This is a genomic window from Streptomyces sp. NPDC058000 (assembly GCF_042886435.1).
GTDB lineage: Bacteria > Actinomycetota > Actinomycetes > Streptomycetales > Streptomycetaceae > Streptomyces.
In genome coordinates this window covers 69,755-91,989 of the sequence record NZ_JBHVQS010000021.1, presented here as the reverse complement: position 1 = coordinate 91,989, position 22,235 = coordinate 69,755, and the positions used below count along the sequence as shown (strand labels likewise).

Annotated in this window: 18 protein-coding genes, 2 pseudogenes and 1 riboswitch; of the genes and pseudogenes, 15 read left to right on the top strand and 5 right to left on the bottom strand. The window is 68.7% G+C overall.

Annotated elements, in window-relative coordinates:
* Positions 1-27 precede the first annotated feature (27 nt).
* The 7 genes from ACFVT2_RS21540 (at position 28) to ACFVT2_RS21510 (ending at position 11,228) form a co-directional block, all read left to right on the top strand.
* Complete coding sequence (locus ACFVT2_RS21540; RefSeq protein ID WP_390020140.1) at positions 28-1,377, top strand: cytochrome P450; 1,350 nt, start codon at positions 28-30, stop codon at positions 1,375-1,377.
* A 269-nt stretch (positions 1,378-1,646) separates the two neighbouring features.
* Positions 1,647-2,258, top strand: coding sequence for a hypothetical protein (locus ACFVT2_RS21535; RefSeq protein ID WP_390020137.1), 612 nt, complete (start codon positions 1,647-1,649; stop codon positions 2,256-2,258).
* Between the two features lie 368 nt (positions 2,259-2,626).
* Positions 2,627-2,971, top strand: coding sequence for a hypothetical protein (locus ACFVT2_RS21530; RefSeq protein ID WP_390020134.1), 345 nt, complete (start codon positions 2,627-2,629; stop codon positions 2,969-2,971).
* Positions 2,958-4,961, top strand: coding sequence for a caspase family protein (locus tag ACFVT2_RS21525; protein WP_390020131.1), 2,004 nt, complete (start codon positions 2,958-2,960; stop codon positions 4,959-4,961). The genes ACFVT2_RS21530 and ACFVT2_RS21525 overlap by 14 nt, the downstream gene beginning before the upstream one ends.
* A gap of 98 nt (positions 4,962-5,059) precedes the next feature.
* Positions 5,060-7,096: a WD40 repeat domain-containing serine/threonine protein kinase gene (locus tag ACFVT2_RS21520; protein WP_390020129.1), complete on the top strand. Its 2,037-nt coding sequence runs from the start codon at positions 5,060-5,062 to the stop codon at positions 7,094-7,096.
* Positions 7,097-7,851: 755 nt separating this feature from the next.
* Positions 7,852-10,245 (top strand): SdrD B-like domain-containing protein, encoded by a 2,394-nt coding sequence (locus ACFVT2_RS21515; protein WP_390020127.1) that lies wholly within the window; start codon positions 7,852-7,854, stop codon positions 10,243-10,245.
* A 287-nt stretch (positions 10,246-10,532) separates the two neighbouring features.
* Entirely contained in the window at positions 10,533-11,228 is a 696-nt protein-coding gene (locus ACFVT2_RS21510) for a hypothetical protein (RefSeq protein ID WP_390020216.1), read from the top strand.
* Between the two features lie 7 nt (positions 11,229-11,235).
* Here ACFVT2_RS21510 and ACFVT2_RS21505 read toward each other — a convergent pair whose 3' ends face one another.
* Positions 11,236-12,447 carry a right-handed parallel beta-helix repeat-containing protein gene (locus ACFVT2_RS21505; RefSeq protein WP_390020213.1) on the bottom strand — a complete coding sequence of 404 codons (1,212 nt, stop codon included), beginning with the start codon at positions 12,445-12,447 and terminating at the stop codon, positions 11,236-11,238.
* A gap of 214 nt (positions 12,448-12,661) precedes the next feature.
* Here ACFVT2_RS21505 and ACFVT2_RS21500 point away from each other — a divergent pair, with 214 nt between their 5' ends.
* Positions 12,662-13,813, top strand: a complete 1,152-nt coding sequence (locus ACFVT2_RS21500) for a Dyp-type peroxidase (RefSeq protein WP_390020124.1) — start codon at positions 12,662-12,664, stop codon at positions 13,811-13,813.
* Between the two features lie 258 nt (positions 13,814-14,071).
* On the opposite strand, the pseudogene ACFVT2_RS21495 reads toward ACFVT2_RS21500, so the two are convergent.
* A pseudogene (locus ACFVT2_RS21495) lies at positions 14,072-14,167 on the bottom strand (transposase family protein); the annotation flags it as partial.
* Between the two features lie 244 nt (positions 14,168-14,411).
* Positions 14,412-14,777, bottom strand: a complete 366-nt coding sequence (locus ACFVT2_RS21490) for a winged helix-turn-helix transcriptional regulator (RefSeq protein WP_390020122.1) — start codon at positions 14,775-14,777, stop codon at positions 14,412-14,414.
* A gap of 114 nt (positions 14,778-14,891) precedes the next feature.
* Here ACFVT2_RS21490 and ACFVT2_RS21485 point away from each other — a divergent pair, with 114 nt between their 5' ends.
* The 6 genes and pseudogenes from ACFVT2_RS21485 (at position 14,892) to ACFVT2_RS21460 (ending at position 18,578) form a co-directional block, all read left to right on the top strand.
* Positions 14,892-15,476, top strand: coding sequence for a carboxymuconolactone decarboxylase family protein (locus tag ACFVT2_RS21485; protein ID WP_390020119.1), 585 nt, complete (start codon positions 14,892-14,894; stop codon positions 15,474-15,476).
* Positions 15,476-15,838 carry a hypothetical protein gene (locus ACFVT2_RS21480; protein WP_390020117.1) on the top strand — a complete coding sequence of 121 codons (363 nt, stop codon included), beginning with the start codon at positions 15,476-15,478 and terminating at the stop codon, positions 15,836-15,838. Before ACFVT2_RS21485 ends, ACFVT2_RS21480 begins: the two co-directional genes overlap by 1 nt.
* 486 nt (positions 15,839-16,324) lie before the next feature.
* The gene (locus tag ACFVT2_RS21475; protein WP_390020115.1) at positions 16,325-16,987 is read left to right on the top strand and encodes a DedA family protein; all 663 of its coding nucleotides are present in this window, start codon (positions 16,325-16,327) and stop codon (positions 16,985-16,987) included.
* Between the two features lie 274 nt (positions 16,988-17,261).
* Entirely contained in the window at positions 17,262-17,636 is a 375-nt protein-coding gene (locus ACFVT2_RS21470) for a hypothetical protein (RefSeq protein WP_390020112.1), read from the top strand.
* 11 nt (positions 17,637-17,647) lie between these two features.
* Positions 17,648-17,782 (top strand): annotated as a pseudogene (locus tag ACFVT2_RS21465) (DedA family protein); the annotation flags it as partial.
* A gap of 130 nt (positions 17,783-17,912) precedes the next feature.
* The gene (locus tag ACFVT2_RS21460) at positions 17,913-18,578 is read left to right on the top strand and encodes a class I SAM-dependent methyltransferase (RefSeq protein WP_390020110.1); all 666 of its coding nucleotides are present in this window, start codon (positions 17,913-17,915) and stop codon (positions 18,576-18,578) included.
* 64 nt (positions 18,579-18,642) lie between these two features.
* On the opposite strand, the gene ACFVT2_RS21455 is transcribed toward ACFVT2_RS21460, so the two are convergent.
* Both ACFVT2_RS21455 and ACFVT2_RS21450 read right to left on the bottom strand, forming a co-directional pair.
* Positions 18,643-18,771, bottom strand: coding sequence for a hypothetical protein (locus ACFVT2_RS21455; protein WP_390020107.1), 129 nt, complete (start codon positions 18,769-18,771; stop codon positions 18,643-18,645).
* Positions 18,772-19,463: 692 nt separating this feature from the next.
* On the bottom strand, positions 19,464-20,018 hold the full coding sequence (locus tag ACFVT2_RS21450) for a lytic transglycosylase domain-containing protein (protein ID WP_390020104.1): 555 nt from the start codon (positions 20,016-20,018) through the stop codon (positions 19,464-19,466).
* A gap of 716 nt (positions 20,019-20,734) precedes the next feature.
* Here ACFVT2_RS21450 and ACFVT2_RS21445 point away from each other — a divergent pair.
* A complete protein-coding gene (locus ACFVT2_RS21445) occupies positions 20,735-20,968 on the top strand; it encodes a hypothetical protein (protein WP_390020101.1) in 234 nt (77 codons plus the stop codon).
* Between the two features lie 960 nt (positions 20,969-21,928).
* A riboswitch (M-box (ykoK) riboswitch) is annotated at positions 21,929-22,102 on the top strand.
* Positions 22,103-22,235: the final 133 nt, after the last annotated feature.

The window sequence follows — 22,235 nt, the reverse complement described above, 5'->3', positions numbered from 1 at the left end:
CCAATCGCCATCTCGAAGGGACAGCTCATGCAACAGCGGTCACCCGCACGGGCGTCGGCTCTGGAAACGGTTCTGCTGGGCGTCACCGTCCTCATCCCCACCCTGGCCCAGGGGGCGATCCTGCGCCGCCCCCGTATGGTCCGCCTGGCCGCCAGGTTCGACACCAACCGGATGGCCAATCGCACCCTCACGCGTCTGCGCCGACGACACGGCGCGGGCCCGATCTCGGTCAGCGTCCCGGGGCGGCGGGCGCTTGTGCTGCTCTCCCCACAGGACGCCCGGCGCCTGTTCGCCACCACACCCGCACCCCTCACCTCCGCCAACCGGGAGAAGACCGGCTGCCTGCGCCACTTCGAGCCCGACGGTGTCATCATTTCCCCCGGCGAAGTCCGCACCGAGCGCCGCACCTTCAACGAGACGGTCCTCGACTGGGGAGCTCCGGCCCACCGGCTCTTCCCCGCCCTCACCCCCCGCATCCGCGAAGAGGCCCGGTCCCTCCTCGACCTCCACCACAGCTCGGGCCGGCCCCTGGACTGGGACTCCTTCTCCGCCGCCTTCTGGCGGATCATCCGCCGCGTCGTCCTCGGCGACGCCGCCCGCGACGACCACCACCTCACCGAACTCCTCGCCACCCTGCGCACCGACGGCAACTGGCTCAACTTCCGCAAACCGAAGAACGCCACCCGCGACGCGTTCCTCGCCCGCGTACGCTCCTACGTGGACAGCGCCGAGCCCGACAGCCTCGCCGCCCTGGTCGCAGCCACCCCCTGCACCGAAGCGGCCAACCCCGTGGGGCAGATCCCACACTGGCTCTTCGCCTACGACGCCGCATCCATCGCCACGTACAGCGCCCTCGCCCTCCTTGCCGGCCACGCCGACCACGCCGACCGGGTACGCGCCGAACTCGCCGCCACAGATCCGGGCCAGCCGGCCACCGCCGACACACTGCCCTTCCTCCGGGCCTGCATCCTGGAGTCGCTGCGCCTATGGCCCACCTCCGTGGCCATCCTCCGCGACACCACCGCGGAGATCACCTGGCACAACGACACCACCACCCCGGCCAACACCGGGGTCGTCTTCTACAGCTCCTTCTTCCACCGTGACGCCCAACACCTGCCGCACGCCGACCGGTTCGAGCCCGATGCCTGGCTGGACGGCCGCAACGAGGACAACTGGGCGCTGGCCCCCTTCAGTCACGGCCCCGCGAAATGCCCCGGACAAGACCTCGTCCTGTTCACCACCGCGACTCTCCTCGCCGCCCTCCTGCGCGACCACAAAGCCCTCCTGCTGCACCCCCGCCACCCCCTCACCCCGTCGGTGCCACTCCCCCACACCATCGACCACACCGCACTCCGCTTCGCTCTCGTCCCCAAGTAACAGGGCACAGCCCAGCCGCGCGGTGCAAGAAGGCCCGAGGGGAATGCGCAACCAGCGCTGTACGGCGGACTCAACAACGGTCACCTCGACGTCGCCCGGCTCGGGTCATCACTGCACGCGGTGAAGACCCGGAGTTTCAGGCAGGTTGAGCGCGTGAGCACCGAGAGCGGAATGAACCGTTTCTTGAACTCCCTTCCCCTATCCGCCTGTTCGCGTGCCTGTCAGGGTTCTCGTGCGTACCACTGAGGTACGGGGAGAGAGGACTCTCGGTGAACTTCAAGGTGAGATCGGCACTGGTGGCCGGGGCGCTGGCGGCTGCGACAGTGGCGGGAACAGCGGGCCCCGCCCAAGCGAACACCTACCAGTACAACGTGATGCTCCAGGACTACGCCACCGGCTACTGCCTCGACAGCAACGGCGGCGACGTCTACACCAACCCGTGTCAGCCCGGCAACCGTTACCAGCGGTGGAACGTGGTCTCATACGACGGCAACGTCGGTGGTTACTACGACCGCGTACAGATAGTCCATGCCAAGGAAGGCAACTGTCTTCGCGCTCAGCACTACCACTCACCAGTCCCGTGGGGCGCACAGGACTGGACAGCCACCCGTGGGGCCGGATGCGACTCGACCGACTACCACCAGCAGTGGAACATGACCTGGGTCGGCAACACATCCGGGAACCCGCAGCACAGCTGGCAGTTCGCCAACTATCAGAGCGGGCAGGGCGGCGATGGCCACGTCTACTGCCTCGACCGTGGCCAGGACAGGCACGTGAACCAACTGCTGTGGGACCAGGGGACCCCCAAAGGTGCTCCCGTCGCCAAGACCACCTGCTACAACCGCACCAACCGGTACCAGATGTGGAATATGGTCCATTAGGTCCTTTAAGGGCTGCCCGGCAGGTCATGTGCGGAGCCAGAGTCGGATCACGGCACGGTGCGAGCTTGAAACTCCCTTTTGATCGTGGCGAAGAAGGACTCGGCGAGCGCTCGCCCGTACGGCGGTCCAGCACTGGCCGGTGCGGCCGACGGAGAGCCGGAGGTGCCGCGTCGATATCACGGTCGCGTGTGCCGAGGCCCCGGCGGAGACGGACCGCTGACCGGTTCCCCCATCAGCTGCCCAATGTGGGTAACTCTCCCCGCCTGAAAGGAAGTTGTTCGGCGAAACACGCTTGAGCCTTCTTCGCTGGGGAGTCGCGCCCTGGAATAATCGCTGGGGATAGCCGTATGCACGATGGAGGGCGGGCCATGGTGACTGGTGGGGACGGCGGGGCGGTGGAGGTCCGGGGTGGGCATCCGGATGATCTGGACGCCGTGTACAGCGAGTTGCGTGGGGTGCCCGGACTCCGCGTGCGGGCCGTGCCGGCTCCGGCGACCCCCGGCGAACAGGGCTCTGTGCTGGAGTTCGTCACCGTCGCCTGCTCCGGAGGGGCGATCACCATTCTTTTCCAGATCGTCAAGACACTCGTGGAATCCCGCCGTTCCCAGATGACGTTGACCTTCCGTCGCGGCGAGGACCGTCTGGAGGTCACTGCGAAGAACGTCGACGAGGTTCTTCCTCTGCTCGAAAAATTGTTTGATGACGAGAGGTGATCGCTCCGGTTCGCGGGCGGTTCTGATCGGCACCTCCCACTACCGCGATCTGGCCATCAGACCGCTGCCCGCCGACACCTGCGTCAGCGCCATGGTGGACCTGCTGACCGGTGACCTGTGCGGATGGCCGCGCAAACGCATCACGGCGCTGGAGGACATCGACAGTCCGCGGGACGCCGTCATGGAACTCGTCCCGCAGGTACGGGACGTGACCGATGTACTGCTGGTCTACTACGTGGGGCACGGGATGCGCACGCGTGACGGGCAGTTGGCGCTCGCCCTGACGGGTACCTCTTCGGATCCGGAGGTGCTCCCGGATTCGGCGCTGCTCTACCCGCGGTTGCTGGAGGTCCTGCGGGGTTCGCCGGCGGCCACCAAGTTGGTGATTCTGGACTGCTGCCATGCCGAGCTGGGCCTGGATGCCGACTTCCACTTCCAGTCCGGTGCCAATGGTCTGACGGACATCTGGCCGATCGACGGGCTGTATTTCGTGGGGGCCAGTTCGCGCTACGAGAAGGCCAAGACTCCACTGGGCGGTCGGCTGACCCATTTCACCCACGCCCTGATTGATGTAGTGGGGACCGGAATTCCCGGTAAGCCAGCGGAGTTGACGTTACGTCAGGTGTTCGTTGAAGCGCGAGCCCGGCTGCTGCGGGCGAAGCTGCCGCAGCCGGTCGATGGCGGTGTGCGCGACGCCCACCAGTTCCCGTTCGCCCGCAACGTCGCGTACCGGGCAACCCCCAGTGGCGGTCTTCCCGCCCCTGGCAGCGGTCTTCCGGCTGACGAGCCCGCAAGGCGGGACTTCCCCGCCGACCCGCTCGACATGCCTTCTGCTCCGGGAGAGCGGCCGGGCGGTCTGCGGCTTCCCGGGCGCCGTGCCCTCCTGCTCGCCGGGCTCGGCGTCACGGCCACCGCCGCCATAGCCGTTCCCCTGAGCCTGTCCGCTGCTTCCTCGTCTGGTGACAAAACCTCGGGCAAGGGTGCCGTACGCACCGGGAGCGGGGGTGCACGTCCCGTACCCACCCTGTTCGCCACGCTTCCGCAAAGCGGAGTGGCCGCTGCGGAGTTCAGTCCGGACGGCAAGGTGCTGGCCCTCGGCAACTTCGACGCCACGATCTCCCTCTGGGATGTCGCCGCTCGCAAACGGACGGCGACCTTCACCGACTTCACCGAGCAGGTGAACCTGGGGGTGAACGCCGTGGCATTCAGCCCGGACGGTGCGCTCCTGGCAGGCGCCGACAGCAAGGAACACAGCACAAACCCCCATTACGACGGCACGATCTCGCTGTGGGACGTGGCCACCCGCAAACGCGCCGCCACGCTCACCGACCCCGGCGTCGTAACGATCAACTCGGTCGTCTTCAGCCCCAAAGGAGCGATCCTGGCCAGCGCCAACGGCAACGGGACGATCTCGATCTGGAGCGCCGCCGCCTACGCGAAGATCGCCACTCTCACCAATGCGGTGGCCGGGGCGCACACGATCACCAAAGAAGTGAACTCCGTCGTGTTCAGCCCGGACGGCGCGATCCTGGCCAGCTCCAACGTCGCCGGACTCGTCGAACTGTGGGACGGGACCACCTACGCGAAGATCGCCACCCTCGCCGGCTACGAAACGGGCGTGGGTGCCCTGGCGTTCAGCCCGGACGGCAAGGTCCTCGCCGGAGCCACCGCCGGCAAGATGGTGCACCTGTGGGACGTGGTGACCCACAAGGAGATCGCGGGCCTCACCTATACCGACAACTTGGAGGAAGGTGACGCGAGCGTCGTGAGCTCCTTGGCGTTCACTCCGGACGGCAAGACCCTCATCGGCGGCACACTCGCGGGGATGGTGCTGCTGTGGGATGTCGCCACCCGCCAGATCGCCGCCACCCTCGGTCGGTTCACTCTCGCCGGTAACAGCTCGTCCAGCGTGTCCGTCGTGCTCAGTCCGAACGGCAAGACCCTGGCCGGTGTACTCGTCGGCAAGGTGAATCTGTGGACGCTTCGCTGACCGCCGGCCGTGGGCGGCGTGTTGAGGGGGCGGACGCCGGTCCGTCGCCCCTCCGCTGAGGGAAGACCATGAGGCGGCTGGGAGCGTCGAATCCGGAGATGATCGGGCCGTACCGGTTGTTCGCCGAGTTGGGCAGCGGCGCCATGGGGCGAGTGCTACTGGCCGAGGCACCGGACGGGCAGTTGGTCGCCGTCAAGCGGGTGCGCGAGCACTTCCTCGACGCGGACGGCTTCCGCGTGCGGTTCCGCCGGGAGGCGGAGGCCGCCCGCGCGGTGTCCGGCGCGCATACCGCGGCTGTCCTCGATGCCGATGCGGACGCACCGATCCCATGGCTGGCGGCGGAGTTCGTGCCGGGGGTGTCGCTCCGCGAGGCGGTGGACATCGTCGGCGGGCTGCCGGAGGAAGCAGTGCTCCGCCTGGCTGCCGGGCTGGCTTCCGCGCTGACCGCGATCCACCGGACAGGTCTGGTCCACCGTGATCTCAAGCCCTCCAACGTGATACTCGCCCCGGACGGTCCCAAGGTGACCGACTTCCATGTCGTGCGGGCGACGGACAGCGCGGGCGGGAGCGACCTGACGCCGACCGGCTGGCCGGTCGGTTCGCCAGGATTCATGGCACCGGAGCAGGTCGAGGGGGGTCGGTTCACCCCGAGAAGCGACGTGTTCTCCCTGGGTGCGGTGTTGGTTGCGGCGTGCCTGGGAAAGGGGCCGTTCGCCGGAGCCTCGACGCCCCACACGCTGTACAACGTCGTGCACACCGAACCGGACCTCGACATGATCCCGGACCGGTTGCGCGGCATCATCGAGCCGTGCCTGGCCAAGGACCCGGTCCGCCGGCCCACACCGGACCAACTCCTGGAGTCCATAGGCCAGATCGCGCCGTCCACGCAGCCGTGGCCTCCGTCGGTGCACACACTGATCGCCAGGCGAGACGCTGACGTGGCCCGGCTCCTTGAGGCGACACCGGAACCGCCCGGCGGCCGGGAAGCGGACGCGGGCGACGGTGCCGACGTCGGTGCGCGGGGCCGTCGCGGAACCCGGCGCGTTCGGTGGCCCAGCGCACTCGTCGGTCTTCCCGTGCTGCTCACCGGCATCGTGATCTGGACACTATGGCCCTCCCTCCAAGGCTCAGGCGGAGGAGGCGGACGGCCGGCGACCGCCTCCGCGGGCAGCTCCGCCTCGCCGCACGGCAGCAGCTCCCGTCCCGCGACAACGCCCACGGGGCATCCGCCAGTCACCCTGTTCGGCCACGACTCCTACATCACGGGCGTGGCATTCAGCCCGGACGGTCGTACGCTGCTCACGGGGAGCAACGACGGCACCGCGCGGCTGTGGGATCTGGCCAGTCGCCGGCAGTCCGGCCGCCCGCTGACCGTCGGCCCCCTCGGCGTCAGCAGTGTGGCGTTCAGTCCGGACGGCCGGACGGTGGCCACCGGCGACGAAGACGGCACCGCACGGCTCTGGAACGCGACCAGCCACCGGCAGCTCGCCCGTCTCCTGACGATCGGACCACACGCCGTCCAAAGTGTGGCGTTCAGCCCGGACGGCCGCACTCTGGCCGCCGGCAGCGACCACGGCGAGACGCGGCTGTGGGACGTGGCCAGCCGACAACAACTCGGCCAACCACTCGGGCGCTCCCCGTTCGCCATTCTCAACAGGGTGGTCTTCAGTCCGGACGGCCACACCCTGGCCACCGCGGGCAGCGACGGAACCGTGCGCCTGTGGGACGTAGCCAGCCATCAGCAACTCGGCCAGCCGCTCGGGCACTTCATCAACACCACCACGGTGGCGTTCAGCCCCGACGGTCGCACCCTGGCCGCCGGTGACTGGGACCACACCACGCGCCTGTGGGACGTGGCCAGCCACCAGCAACTCGCCAAATTCCAGGACACCTCCGTCGTCACCTGGGTCGCGTTCAGCCCGGATGGCCGCACCCTGGCCACGGTGAACACGTATCAAGTGCGTTTGTGGGACACCTCCAGACACCGCCAACTCGGCCAGATCCAAAGCGGCGCGGTCTCCAGCCCCGAGTGCGTGGAGTTCAGTCCGGACGGCCACACCCTCGCCTTAGGAACCGCGGACGACGACGGCGCCGTAGAACTGTGGGACGTGAAGAGCCTTTCACTGACGCGCTGAACTCAGTGACCGCAGCGACGTCAGTGACGTCAGTGACCTTAGTCGGGTAGCCCGATCACGTTGCCATAACCCGGCTCAAGCGCCAGATGTTCGGCCGTGCCGGCTTCCAACTACCGTGAAATCGTGTTCTGTTCGCGTGACGGAGAGCAACCGCGTCACGAAAAGCGAGCCGGAACCTGGAAGTGAACGAAGCCGCACCGAACGGGACCGGATCCGGCCGTCATGTCGCTGTCGCGTATTCTTCCGGTCGCCATTCTCTGGGCACTTGGGAAATGTCGCGGATCCCGATGGATGCCAGGCGTTCTGCTGGTGACGGCGTGACTTCAGCGGATAGGATATCGCGCGCTGCTCGCGATGACAGTCGGCGAGGTCGGCGATTGGGGGCGGGGCACCGTGAATGAGTTGCAAGAACACGCAACCCAGGGCCGTCCCGGCCGAGACCCTGAACGCACGTTCGCTTTTCCGGGCCTACGGCGCTTACAGCTCGCCCGCAATATCCTCAAGCGATCACCACGAAGCGGTCCACGCAACAGCGTGGGCCCTCTTTCTTTTTCGTGGCGTTCGCGCCGGCGTACGCGGCCGGGGCCACGAAGTGGACGGGCAGCGAAAAGCGGGGGCTTCGTTTTCCTGATGAGAGAAGTGTGGAGTGTGATGCCATGAACCGAGTCGGCAGAGACTCGCGCCGGTCGGCCTGGAGGCCCGTGAAGCCGCTGGCGCGCATGGGGTTGTCTGTTCTTTTGCTGGCAGGCGGCACCATGGAAGCGACGGCTGGACCGGCCGCCGCTTCGACCGCCGATGGCACGCTGACGGTTGAGGTGCTGCGCGACTTCTTCGGCACCGGCGTGATCAACGCGACGATGGACGTCCCACAGCGGGGCATGAAGGTGGAGATCTCCGACCCCGCTGGGCACCATGTCACCGGCGTCACGGCTGCCACCGGAAAGGTCGTGGTGTCGCGGTCGACCGTGCTGAGCGGCGGCCGATACCGCGTCGACGTCGGTATCCCGGCACCGTACAGCGACTATCTGCGGGCGGCGCCTGCGTCGACCGCGGGGAACCACTTCGACAGCTTCACGTCGTTCGTGGATGTGTCAGGTGGAATGAACGCCTCTGTGGTGACGGGGGTGTGGGATCCGGCCGACTACACGCTGCCGGACTCGCGGTACTTCGTACCGGTCCAGAATGGCGCCAACGGAACCGACACCCGGGCATTGGTGGCGTTCGGGACGAAGACCCGAGGCACGTGTCCTACCGGTGTGTCGTGCCCGGCCACGCTGGCCACGCAGGCCCAGGTGGGCACGACGTTCGGGTTGGCGTACGACAAGTACCGGAGCCGGTTGTTCCAGAGCGCGTTCGCCCGCCGGTACGCCCTGTACGGGCCGAAGGGCGGTGGCGCGATCTATACGGTGCCGGTCAGCGGCTCGGGTGCGCCGGAGCTGTTCGCGCGGGTACCGGGCGCCGCGGTGACGCCGCACGACACCGCCGACCTGATCAAAGATCCCGGGTTCACCAACGCACCGGGCAAGGAGAGCATCGGTGGCCTGGCCCTGTCGGAGGACGGCGCCACGCTGTACGCGGTGAACCTGCTGACCCACAGCCTGGTCAGCTTCAACGCGACAGGGGCCACCGCCTCGGCGCCCAAGGCGACGGTGCGGATCCCGGACCCGGGGTGCGCGAGGCCCGACGACTGGCGGCCGTTCGGTCTCGCCGTCCACAACAACACGCTGTACGTCGGCGGCGTGTGCAACGCGGAGAGCACGCAGCAGCGCGCGGACCTCAAGGCCGTCGTCTACACCTACGACGGCAAGCGGTTCACCACGGTGCTGAACCACCCGCTCACCGCCAAGCGCGGCACCGTCTTCGTCGGTGCCGGCGACGTCGACCAGGCCACCCACTGGAATCCGTGGAACACCACTTTGGCCACGTGGGACGAGCGGAAGGCGGGCGGCGCCTTCATCGATCCGCAGCCGGAACTCGCCTCCCTCGCCTTCGCCCGCGACGATTCGATGATCCTGGGTTTCCGCGACCGGTTCATGGACGTTCTCAGTGCGAAGGGGCTGGACCCTCGTCCGCTGAACAACACGCCGGAACTCGGCATGTCCGGTGGTGACATCACCATGGCCTGCGCCAGTCCCACCGGTGGATACGCGTGGGAAGGAACCGGAAACTGCCCCAACCACGCCACCCCCGCCACCGATGGCGGCGAGGGCAACGGTGTCGTCGAATACTTCCCGGGCGACTTCTTCGCCGGCGGGCACCAGGAAACCGCGCTGGGATCGGTGGCCTATATCCCGCAGCAGCAGTGGGTCGTCAGCACGGAGTTCGACCCGACCGTCAACATCGAGACCGCCGGGACCGGTTACTACGACATCGCGACCGGTCAGGGCCCGGGCAACAGTCCGGCCGCCAACGCGTACCAGTTCGTCGGTCAGGAACAGAACGGGTTCGGCAAGGCCGGCGGGCTCGGTGACATCGCGTACACGGCGGCGAACGCCCCGATCCAGATCGGCAACCTCGTGTGGTTCGACGGCGACCACAACGGGATCCAGGACCCCGCGGAACCGCTGCTGCCGGGGGCGACGATCAACCTGCTGGACGCGGGCGGCAAGCAGGTCGCCACGACCAGGACCGATGCCGCCGGCGAGTACTACTTCGGTGGCGTCGGCGCCGCGTACCAGCTCACGCCGGGTGCGAAATACACGGTGCAGTTCAACGTGTGTACCGCGGACACCGGCAAGGTGCCCGGCCGGCCCCCGGCGAGCGAGTTGCGGTTCACGCTCCCGCGAGCCGGCGCCAACCGTGCCCATGACTCCAATGTGACCCCGCCGACGACCGGGAAGTTGTGCAACGGCTACGCGCCCGTCACGGCGCCGGACAGGCCGGGCGGGGTCGATCACACGATCGACGCCGGGGTGTACATCCCGAAGGCAGGCCCAACCCCGACGCCAACCCCGACCCCGCCACCGGCCTCCACGCCGCCGTCACCCGCGCCGCCTGCCAACCCGGCCCCGGCCGGTGGGAGCACAGGTTCACTGGCGCACACCGGTACGTCCGGGCTACCGAAGATGATCGCCCTCGCCGGACTGCTGGTGGGTGCGGGCCTGGCCATCGCGTTCATGAGCCGGAAACGTCGCGCCCGGAAACACTGAACGAACCGAACAACAGTGATCTGCCTGCCCACGATCCGGAGGGCGCGGTCGGGCAGATCACGTCTCGGCCGGTCCACGAGGGCCGGCCCTGGCGTCGTCCGTCACCGGACTGCCGAGTGTCGCCGCGACCGCAGGGCGGCCCAGCAGCGTGGTGATCGAGAGGGTGAATCAGCAGAGTGTCAGCGTCGAGCCGCATGCGGAGCGGGAGAATCCAGCAAGCTCCACCCGGCCGTGCGACTGCCCGGCGCCGTTGGCTGCGGCCGCGCTGGGCGGCAGCCGCCCTCGGCATGGCGGCCGTCGCGGTGGCCGCGTTCCTGGTCACCGACGGCGGCTCCGGCCCCAGCGGCCCGCGCGCACTGACTACGGACGAGGCGAACCGGCTGGCGATCACACGGTTCCGCAACTACGAGGCGCACGGCCGCGCGGTGACGATCACCGTGCCGGGCATCGCCGGTGGGCTGACCGTCACCGGGTCCGTCGACTACCAAGGCAAGCTCGGTTACGGCGTGGTGCACGGCACCGGGCGCGACACATCCAGCGACGGGCTGATCGAGTGGACGGCCACCTCGGTGTTCGTCCACCCGATGGCGAACGCTCCGGCACACGCACCCGCGTCGCCGCCCCACTCGGGCTGGTACAGCCGTCGGCTGCAGTCGTCCGGCAGCTCGCTGGACAGTTCGCTGGCCATCGCGCTCCGGCTCGGCAGCGACCGGCCGGACAACGCCCAACTGCTGCCGCAGAACGGCGCCGCCTGGTGGGGACGAGACCAGGTGGACGGGCGTCCGGTGGACGTCATGACCGGGCCGTCCTCCCGTGACCGCGCCGGTACGGCGGGCAGCGTGCGCTACTGGGTCGGCGCGGACGGCACCATGTACCGGGTCCGCGTCAGCGTGGGTTCCGAGTCGCAGCCGGTGCTCATCGATTTCGACACCCAGAAGTACGTTCCGGTCAAGCCGCTGCCCGGAGTCACCCCGACGCGATAGCCGCTGTTCAGGACGTCTGCACCCGCGCGTTCGCGGCGAGCAGGGACGCTGACGGCAGCGGGATACCTGCCGTCTTCGGCAACGCCGGAACGGCCGGGACAGCGGTGGCGCCCGTAGCGATGGCTTTGGGGAACTGCGGCTGCGGACCGGGCGCCGCGACCTCGGTGAACGGGATGCCACCGGGTGCCGTCGGCATCGCCCACCTGCCGGCCGGCGAGGGCGACCCGGCCGGAAGCGGGCAGGACGCGGTGGTCGCGAGCCGGTCGGGCACCGTGGTTCGCAGATCGTTGCCACGCAGGCAGTTGCCCCGTCCCCGCGTGGCGGTGGGGAACGTCCAGCCGACATCGAGGCCGTTGCCGGTGAAGGTGTTGTCCACGATCTGGTTGCCCAGCGGAGGGATGTCGGCGGTTGCGGTGATCACCAGCCCGGCGTTGCTGTTGTCGGCGATGCGGTTGCGGATGAACCGGTTGTCGCTGCCGCCGTCGATGCCGATGCCGGTGCCCCAACCGCCGTCGGCCTGCTCCGGGGTGGCCGGCTGCTGGTTGGCAGCGATCAGATTGCCCGCGATGACGGCGCCCCGCTGCGGGAGCAGCTTCTCCTGATGGTCGGAGTCAGTGGTCAGGCCGACCCGGTTGCCGACCAGGCGGTTGCCGACCACGTACATGTCGCCACTGGCGTTGGTGCCTTCGTAACCGACAGCGTTGAGTTCGGCGATATTGTCCCGCACCGCGATGTGACAGGGCTTGCACTGTCCGACGTAGATCCCCGAGTCGGCCCCGCCTGACGCGTACGAGTGCTCGATGACACCGTTCTGCGCGGAGAACGCGTAGATGCCGTACAGCCCATTGCGGGTCGCGGTCACGTAGGAGACCAGGAACGACTTCAGGAAGGTGACAGGCTCATCGCCGGTGTCGTAGCCCCCGGAACGCCCCGGTAGACCGGCGGCCGCTTTCGTCGAACCGGTGACCAGGACCCCGTTCTGCGTGTTGTTCTCCACGGTCAGGTTCTCCACGGCCACCCCGGGTGCGGTGACGACGATGCCGTTCGGTTGCTGCAACCGCCCGTCGATGACGACCTTGTCCCGGGACTCTCCACGTAGCGTGACACGAGGCGTGGAGACCTTCACCGACTCGTGGTAGACGCCCGGCGCGACCAGCACCAGGTCACCGGGGTGAGCGAGAGACACCGCAGCCGAGATCGTCGGGGCGTCAGCCGGCACTCTGATCGTCACGTGCGCACCATGTGGTCGCCGGCCGTGGCTCGACCCGTCATCGCCGGGCCCGCAGCCCGCCAGTACGCAGGTCAGTGTGCTCAGTAACGCAGCCATCACGCGAAGACGGAGACGAGGCATGGCCTCATCCTGGCATGAAGCCATCCCCCGCGGAGGCCGACCAACTCGCCTTCGCCAGAAGGGATATGGCATTCTCCACACCGTGAGCCGAGCCGACTCCCGTCCATCACGCCGCGCGTTCATCGGTGCCACCGGGGCCGTGGTGACCACCGGGCTCACCGCCGGGTGCGAATCGCCTGCACCTGCGCCAAGCCGGCCCCCTTCCCCCGCGCCAACTACGCGGGTGTCGCCGACCGGCCGCTACCAGGCAGGCATCACGCTCCCGCAACCGGCCCAGCCGAACCTCCTGGCGGTGGTGGCCGACCTCGGCGACGCCGTGGCGATCGGCCCGCTGCTGGCTGAACTCGGCCAGAGCGTTCGCACGCTCACCGCGGGAACCGATCCACGACTGCTGGGCCTGCCGCCGGGCGATCTCACCGTGACGATCGGGGTGGGCCCACGGCTGGTGCGCATGGCCGATCCCTCCCTGCCCGGCGCGGCAGACCTCCCCCGGTTCTCCCGCGAACAGATCGCCCCGCAGGCACGCGGCGGGGACCTGTTGATACAGATCTGCGCCAGCGACCCCTTGCTGTTACCGGTCGTGGCCGCCGCGCTTCTGGGGCAGGCCGGTCACCGGATACGTGAACGCTGGCGGCAGTCCGGACGTCGCGGTCCGAACATCCCCGTGGACAAGGGCATCTCCGCGCCACGAAACCTGCTCGGTTTCATCGACGGCATCGTGGGCCCGCACACAACGGCCGAACTCCAACGTCACCTGTGGCTGGCCGGGCCGGCTCCCGTCGGCGGCGGCACGATCGCCGTAGTGCGGCGCATGGAACTCGACCTGCCGCGGTTCACCGCGCTCTCCGTCGCCGACCAGGAGGCGGTCTTCGGTCGGCGCAGAGCCACCGGCGTGCCCCTCTCCGGCGGGACCGCGGCCTGGGAACCGAACCTCGGCGCCAAAACACCGGACGGGCGCTACCTCGTCCCGGCCGACGCCCACGTCCGCCGGGCCAACCCCAACGTGGTCGGCGTTGGCCTCATGCTCCGCCGCTCCTACAGCACCGACGCGCCCACCCCCGGCCTGCTCTTCATCAGCTTCCAGAACGACATACGCACATTCACCAACACCCTTGCCCGTATGGATGATTCCGACGCACTGCTGCGATTCACCACCACCACCGCCAGCGCAACATTCCTCATCCTCCCCGGCTTCGACCAGCAGCACCCGCTCGGCGCCAAGATGTTCCACTGAACAGGTCGACGACGGCGCCGTGGCCGTCAGCTCGCTGTCGTTGCCGATGGTCGCCGGGCCGAACCCGCGGGCCCACCCCAAGGCAACGAACGCGTCGACGCACGCGGCCTGGAACTTCCACAGGTCCCCGCCGCGTGCCTGCGGGACGGACTGGCCCGCGATGACCTGAAATCGCGCCTGACTTCGATACCGGGACGCTTCGCCAGCCACTCGGCCGGACTGGATGCCTCTCGATCTGGCAGCAGGTCCACCGGCCGTCGCCGCCGACTTCGAGATGCCGAACAGCGGGACGAGCTGGCGCGGGGTCAGGTTCGTGCGCCAGTACGCGGTGACCAGCAGAATCCGGTCCTCCAGCCCGGATCGCCGGCCCCTCAGCGGGAGTTCAGCGGTGACGTCGCCGGCCAACGAGACCTCGAACACGGTCGACCAGCCGGCAACACGGTCCGGTTTACGCACTCCGGCTCGCCGCCAACCCCGGGACACCCGACCCGACGCGTCGTGGTATCTCGCCGATTGACCACTGTTCCCATCGTTTCTGTCCGCTGACGGATAGGCCCAACTGCTAGGGCCTATCCGACCCTGATCCACCGGACAGGCCCTAGGTCTTGGGGCTTGATCGGTGGGGAGGCAGGTGGTCGAGCTCGGCCGCCCAGCGATCGGACCAGCGCACCAGTCCGCGGAGTTCGCCATACGCATCCTGGCCCAACTCGGTTAGCTGGTAGGCGCCGGCTGCATCGCGTTCGACGAGCTGGGTCTCCTGCAGATCGGTGAGGCGCTGGTGCAGCACGCTGGAGGACATGCTGTCGCACCGCTGCTGCAACGGCCGGAAGCCGAGCGGCCCGTCGTGCAGTTCCCACATGATGCGGAGGATCCATCGTCGACCGAACAGGTCGAGCGCGGCCATCAGTGGGCGGCCGGTGGTGGAACCGCGGACGGGCCGGCGGGGCCGTGGCGTTGGCGTCATCCGGGATGCCGTCCTTCTGTGCGTGGTGCGGGGTGGTGCTTCGAAATCAGAAACACTACTCTCCCTGGCGGCGCTTCGAAATACGAAGCACCGCCAGGGAGGAACCCGAACGCCATGGCCATCCGGATCCCACCACTGTCGGCCCCCAATTCCGTGGAGGCGGCGATACTGCGGCGCATGATGCCGAGCGGAGAGGAACCGATCGCCCTCTTCCGCACCTACGCCCGCAACCTCCCCCTCGCCGAGGCATTGCACGGCTGGGGCTCCTATCAGCTCAGCCGCCGACTCAGCCTCGGCCTGCGAGACCGGGAGCTGGTCATCGACCGCACCTGTGCCCGGTGCGGCTGTGAGTACGAATGGGGCGTGCACATTGCCCGCTTTGCCGACCGCGCCGGACTGACCACCGACCAGATCACCTCCCTGACTCATGGATCGAGCGCCGACCCTTGCTGGACCAGCGAACGCGACCGACTGCTGCTCGACACGGCCGACACCCTGCACTCCACCTATGACATCGACGACGCCCTGTGGGAACGGCTCACCGCCGAGTTCAGCTCCGAGCAGATCCTCGACCTGCTGATGCTGTGCGGCTGGTACCACGCCATCAGCTTCACCGCCCGCACCGCCAGGCTCCCGCGGGAAGCTGGCGCCCCGCGGTTCGATACGTTCCGAACGTCCGACGCGGAGGCTGACGGCTGATGAGCGGGCGCGGTCTGCCCGTCGCAATCGTCCGCGCGGGTCTGCGCGAAGGAAGCGGCGGCAGCCCCACCGCGGTGATGGACGAAGCGCCGTTGAGTCACGACGAGCGCCGCCGTGTGCCCGTTCTGATGGGAACATCGCACGCCGTCTTCGTCTCGGTGAACGACAGCCGCCCCAGCGGTCCCGCGGTTTCCCTTCGCCTCTTCACCGCCGAGGGAGATCTGCCCGCCTGCGGCCATGGGACGATCACTGCTCTGGCCTTCCTGTCCGGCCGCGCCAAGGGCCGGGAGTACCGGACCACTTTCCATGCGTCGGGGCGTTTCTTCCCCGGCTGGGCCGTACGAGAGACGACGCACGTGTAGGGCGGTCGCGGTTGCCGGTTCCCGTCCGTTCCCGGTCCGCTCTCGCCGCCCTCGACCCGGACCTCGAACGAATCCGGGCCGGGTGCAGATCGAGGAAATCGTGCCGCTCCACACGGAACCCGTCGGACTCCAGGCGGCGCGCCAGTTCGCCAGCTGCACCGTCGTGCCCCGCGCCCACACTCGCCGAGATGACGACGATCCGCGGGGCGGCGGGATCCTGTGGCTCGGTGTCCGGGAGCGGCGGGAGCACCCGCACATCTGCCGGGTTGTCGCGGTAGGACACAGCTGGTCAGCCTCCTGACGGACGAATGCGACGGGACATTCCGTCGGCTGCCTGAGCGCAGAGCGTGAGGAGCCACCGACCGGCGCGAGGTGCGGCCAGATCGGAGGCCACCGCCGAAACTACTACATGATGTAGAAGTAGGGTGCCGGGAGAACTGTTCGGAACTCGCTCCCGGCAGGGAGAGCGAAGGGGAGGGCTCTGCGGTGACGGGTGCGTCATGGGGGACGGGCGGGCTGGATGCGGGGGCGCTGCTGTCCCGGTACGGTGCGTGGGCTGTGCTGGCGGTGGTGTTCGCAGAGACCGGACTACCGATCCTCGGGGCGTTCCTGCCCGGGGACACCCTGCTGCTGCCGGCCGGACTGCTGTGCGCACCCGGCACGCCAGGCAGAGTGCACCTGTCGCTCCCGCTGGTACTGCTGTGCGCCGGACTGGGCTCGGCCGCAGGGGCACAGACTGGCTTCTGGGCAGGGCGGCGCAGCGGCCGGCTGGCGCTTGCGCACGGGCCGGCGGGGCGTCCACGTCCGGGACTGGAGCGCGCCGAGGCATGGTTCGCGCGTTACGGTCACCGTCGTGCGGTGCTGCTGGGCCGGTTTGTGCCGGTGGTGCGCACCCTGGTGCACCCCGCGGCCGGAATGCTCGGGATGCCCGCGGCGACCTTCACCCTGTGGCAGGTCCTGGCCGGACTGGCCTGGTCACAGTCCTTGGTACTGGCCGGATACGCGCTCGGCTCGGCCGGCAACCACGGGGCGGCATACCTCGCACCCGTGATCGCCGCCGTCCTCGCGGCGGGCATAGTGCCGCCCGTCTGGCAGTGGGGGCGCTCACGACGCGCAGCGCGCGACACCCAGCGGCGGGCAGCGCCATAGCCATCCGTCTCACCGGTGCCTCCGGTGACGGGAGCCGGTTCACCAGGGCGGCAAAGGAGGCGCGGGTTGCCTGGCCCGAGAGTCGGACAACCCAGCCGGTGATCGCGTACATGCCTCGGCCTTCCCTGCGCCCACGCGGTCGGCGTCCGGGGCGGCGGGGGGCGGCCGCACCTCTACAGCATGTAGTAGCTTGACGGGGTGGTCTCGCCTGCCGATGACGTGCTGGGCGGCTGCCGCCTCACGCCCCGCCGCGTCTCGCGTAAGGACGTCTTTCATGCCCCAGGTGCGCCATTGGCTGCGCAGCTCTGTACTTGTCTTCGCCGTGGCGATCATCCTCGGACTGATCGCGGCGCACACCTCCCTGGTCCAGCCCCGTGACCTGCAGCTGGACCGTTCACTGCAGACCGATCTGCGCACCGGCTGGCTCAACACGCCGATGCTGGGCGTCAGTTATGTGGTCTCGCCGGTTGGCGGACTGCTCATTCCGGGCATCTGGACGCTCTGGCTGCTGCCCCGCCTCCACCGCATCCCCGCCCTGGACCGCTTCGGCCCCCTCCAACCACCCGCCCGACCGGACGACGGCGCGGCCCTCGCCAACAGCGTCCCGACGCACGGACCGCGCCCGGGCGCCCACCACGCGTCCCGCTGACAGCATCCATCGTGACCACCCTCGCCCTCAGGCCGCAGTGGCTTGACCCGAACCACCCGATATCCACCTTCGGCCTGCTCGGCACCCTGGCGATCGCCTTCGCCGAACCCGGTCTAATGATCGGCTTCTTCCTGCCCGGTACCTCTCCGGCCGTTCAGCGGTTGTGTCAACCGGTCGGGGCACGCTCATCGGTGATCCATCCCCGAGCCGGCCACCGTCAGCAGCGATGACCTATGCCGTCGATAATTCCGCTATCACGAGAAATCGAGTCGCCCTATGGCTGAAGTGACGCTGTTCCTCCGGGAGTACGCCCGGACCCGCCAGGACGTCGGGGCTATCGCTCCGAGCGGCGCACGGCTCGGCAAGGCCCTCACCCGGTATGTGATCCCGAGCCCCGGCCGCTCTCGCGCGGTGCTGGAGGTGGGGCCCGGTACCGGAGCGGTGACCCGCCACATCGCCGCCTCACTCGGCCGGCTGGACACCCTGGACCTGGTCGAGGCCAACCCGCGCTTCGCCACCCTGCTGCGCGGGACGTACGGCCGTGACCCGAGGCTGCGGGTCCTCACCGGCCTGGTGCAGGAACACGAACTCGGCGTCTACGACACGATCGTGTGCGGTCTGCCGTTCGCCAACTTCGACGCCCGGACGACGGCGGACATATTCGACCGGCTGCTCGGATCGCTTCGCCCCGGCGGCACCCTGTCCTTCTTCGGATACGTGGGCGGTGCGACCGTGCGCCGGACGCTCGCCGCCGGAGCGGACCGCGAGCGCACCCTCGCCGGACAGGGGGTCATGCGCAACATCCTGCGCCGACACGCGTTCCGTACCGAGATGGTGCTGGGGAACCTGCCGCCGGCCAGGGTCCATCATCTGGCGCCCGTCGGTACACCCGCTCACGCCGGGCGGGACGGCTCCTGCACCTGCCGCGACGCGCCCTCCTGAACGATCCGGCGCAGCGCAGCCGCCGCGGCGTCGTCCAGCACGGCCCCGAGCACCGCACCCTCGATCATGCCGGCGGTGCTCGGGAAGCGCGCGACAACGTCCAGCCCGGCACGGCCAGTTCACCGGCCGCATCCGCGTACCGTTCGAGCAGGCCGAGCAACTCACCCTGATCGACGTCGCGGTAGGCCACCACGATCTGGACTGGGCTCCGCACTGGTCGCTGCCGGTGCACTCGGTGCGCTGGACGGCTTCTTGGGCAACGCCTGTTGACCACCTGCGCGGTCCTGCTCCTGGTGGCGGCCGTGACGGCCGTTGTGCGTCATGACGGGTTGGGGACGGATCTCGTCTGGTATGCGCCGTACAGCCGGCCGCCAACCGTCACGCCGATCGCAGACGCCGCCTCCCGCGCACCGCTGAGGGCGCGGCAGCGCTCGGTATCGTCCTGGTCGCGCTGCTCGAATGGATGGCCCTCGGCCTGTCCCCAGCCCGCGACTGGCTCATGGTCGGCTGTGTCGTGCTGGCACTGGCCGTCGCGCTCATCGCCGCGGTCGCCGTCCGGCTGCACATTCGCCACCAAACCGAGAAGCCGCAGGGCCGCCCACTGTCCCCGGAAGGCGTGGGCGACGCCTGGTTCACCTCGCTCGGCGTCATGACCAATCCCGCTGTTTCGCTTGGCACTAGGGCCTGTCCGGTGGATCATGGCCGGGTCCGCGGCGTCTGGCACGGCACTCCCCCAGCTAACGCTGGGAGGTGCCCCCACGCCGCGTTGCCGAAACGTCCCAATAGCTCCGCTATCAGGCCGCTCCGGCGCCTTGCGATGCACCGCACCAGACGCCGCGGCCTATCCGACCCTGATCCACCGGACAGGCCCTAACCGTGTCGTGGTCAGTTGCCCTGGGGACTGGGCGACGCGCTGATCTGCTTGGCGTAGGTCTGGGTGTACTTCGGGATCAGCGCCTCGATCCGGTTGACGTAGTTCTGCGTCTCGGGAATCTGCGGGATGCCGTGGGCCTTGAGCACCGCGCCGGGGCCCGCGTTGTAGGCGGCGAGCGCGAGCTGGGTGGGGTCGCCTGGGATGCCCTTGACCTCCTTGAACAGGTGGCACATGTAGGCGCCCTGGGCCGGGATGGCGTCGGCTGGGTTCCACACGTCGGCCTTGCCGTCGCCGGTGTGGTCCTTGCCCCACTCCGCCCAGGTCGACGGGTAGAACTGCGCGATGCCCTGGGCTTGGCCGGAGTCCGCCTGCGGGTTCCAGTGGCTCTCCGCGTCGAGTTGCGCGGCCAGCATCGGAACGCTCAGCTCCGGGCAGGTCTTGGTGGCCGACTGCACGGTCGCCAGATACTGAGGGGGAATAGCGGGCAGTGCGGGCGGCCGGGTCAGCCACCAGACGACGCCGAGGGCGGCGACGACTACGAGTACGGCTCCGAGGGTCAGGCCCACCAGACACCCTCGGCGGCCGGAGCGCCTGATTTTCATCTCCGCCGGAGAAGCGCGGTACGTCGTAGCGGGCGACGACACCCCCCAGGAGGAACGTGCGGGCTGCCGACCTTGTCGCCATACCCGGACGCTGTCCGTCGCTCCGGCTTGCTGCTCTTGCACGTGCCCATTCCGTCCGATCGGTCCATCCGGTTGATGTGTCGATAACCGGTGGGACGCATTGAGCTCCACGATAGTTGCAAGATCGCGCAATAGAGCAAGCGTCTATGGGAATCGCCACACGAGGGAACCGACCGCGGCCGCCTGCCGCGATACCGCCACCAGCGCCCCATATGCGAGGTTTCCGGCCCGGGTGGCCAGAGAGAGCCCTTCGGCGGATGCTATCCGGATTACCTGTGTGCCGGGAGGCTGCGGAGAGGTGCTCGACGGCCACGCCGAGCGGCCCCTGCGCCGTAGGACCGCACCGTCTCGCACACCACGTCTGCATCCGGGCTGCCGACGAGTGGATCGACGCCCACGCCCACGCCGTCGGCGACGCCGACTTGCCCGGTGACGGTCACCGGTGATTCCCAAACGCACTTGAGGCAGGACTGCCGGGCAACGGCGGGCGAATGTAGCGAACTTGATACACCGGGCCAGGATCCCCACGAGATCAGGACGGGAATGAAATCCAGCAACAGTCAACCACTTGCGCAATTGAGAAAGTCGGAGGCGAACAGATGGCTGACAGGGTCAGCGGTGTCGTCCGGTGGTACAACCAGGCACGAGGTGTGGGATACGTCGACGGGGACGACGGCCGCGAGATCAGGGTGGACAGTCGCGTCATCGAGGACGGAACCTTCGTTGTCGAAGGGCTGCGGGTGACCTACATTCCCGTGGAAGACGAGAGCGGCTGGCACGCCGAACACCTGAACATCGCCAAACACTCTCCGGGAGCCACCGACCACGAGTGACCCATACCAGCTGCCGTCTCGGGGCACGGGCGAGCCCGTTCGCCCCGAGACGGTGACCGACCAGCCTGAGCCCGCGCCGGGGGCCTGGGCCACTTCGCGCAATGCGCTCTCGGGCCGGACCAGGTGGAAGAACTCACGAGAGCCACGTAGGGCACCCTCAAGTGATCAACGCACCACCCACGGACGATCATGTCGTCGTGGAGGCACAGGTGCGTGACTACGGGTTTTCGCCGGCCCAGCAGGATGAGATCTGGAGACGCTGGCGCGAGGGGGATTCCTTCAGCTTGATGGGTCGGGCGCTCGGGGCGCCGATGCACCATGTCCGCCAGTTTCGGTACCAGAGCGGCAGCGTCCGCCGGGCTCCGCAGCAGCGGCCGATACGACATTTGACCGGCGGTGAACGCGAGGAGATATCCCGGGGGTATCGCAGCCGGTGAATCGGCCCGGCGGCCGGCCAAGCGACTGGGCAGATCGCCCTCGACCGTCTCCGCGAGATCGCGTGCAACGGAGGCCGGGACCACTACCGGGCTGCGCCCGCAGACGCGGCCGCCTACACGCGTGGGCGCCGCCCCAAGCAGGCCAAGCTGCCCCAACAGCCCGCTCTGCGGGCGCTGGTGGAGGCCGAACCGGCCCTGTGCCGGTCGCCCGAGCAGATCGCGGGCTGGCTGCGACGGCAGTTCCCGGGCGACGTCCCATCGACGACGACATCGCGGTCCTCGCCGACGACGTCCGGTACGGACTTCGCGCCCTCGACGCCGAAGTGCCCCCGCCTGCCTACTGACACACCCCACGTCGGAAGTACTGACATCAGATGTCGGAACCCACTGACGTTCTCGCGTCGCCCGACAGGAGAAGCCGACCGCGGCCGGGGAGCACGGTCCAGTCACGAGGTGTGTCAAGACTTCGCCAAGCAGTTGCGTGATCTCGCAACTATGCCGTTATGCTTCTGGAGGTTTGAAGAAGGCACCTCGTTCGGTGAGGCGTCTGCACGGACACAGGCCACTGACCCCACGACGTCGAGAGACGCCCAGGTTCAGGACAGGTCTCCCCGGCCTAAGGGGTGACCCCAAGTGGCTTCCCCCACAGGTGGAATACGCCGTGCAGTGCCAAAGCTCTGACGAGTTGGGGTGAACCGGTCATCGGGACCGGTCTGCTCCTTGCCGCGTCGTCCAGCGCCCGCGTGCGCTCCGGCCGGGAGGAGGCGAGAGACATGGACTGCAGTTGCAGTAGTCCGGGCCACAGTAGGCCCGTCATCCGGATTCTTATG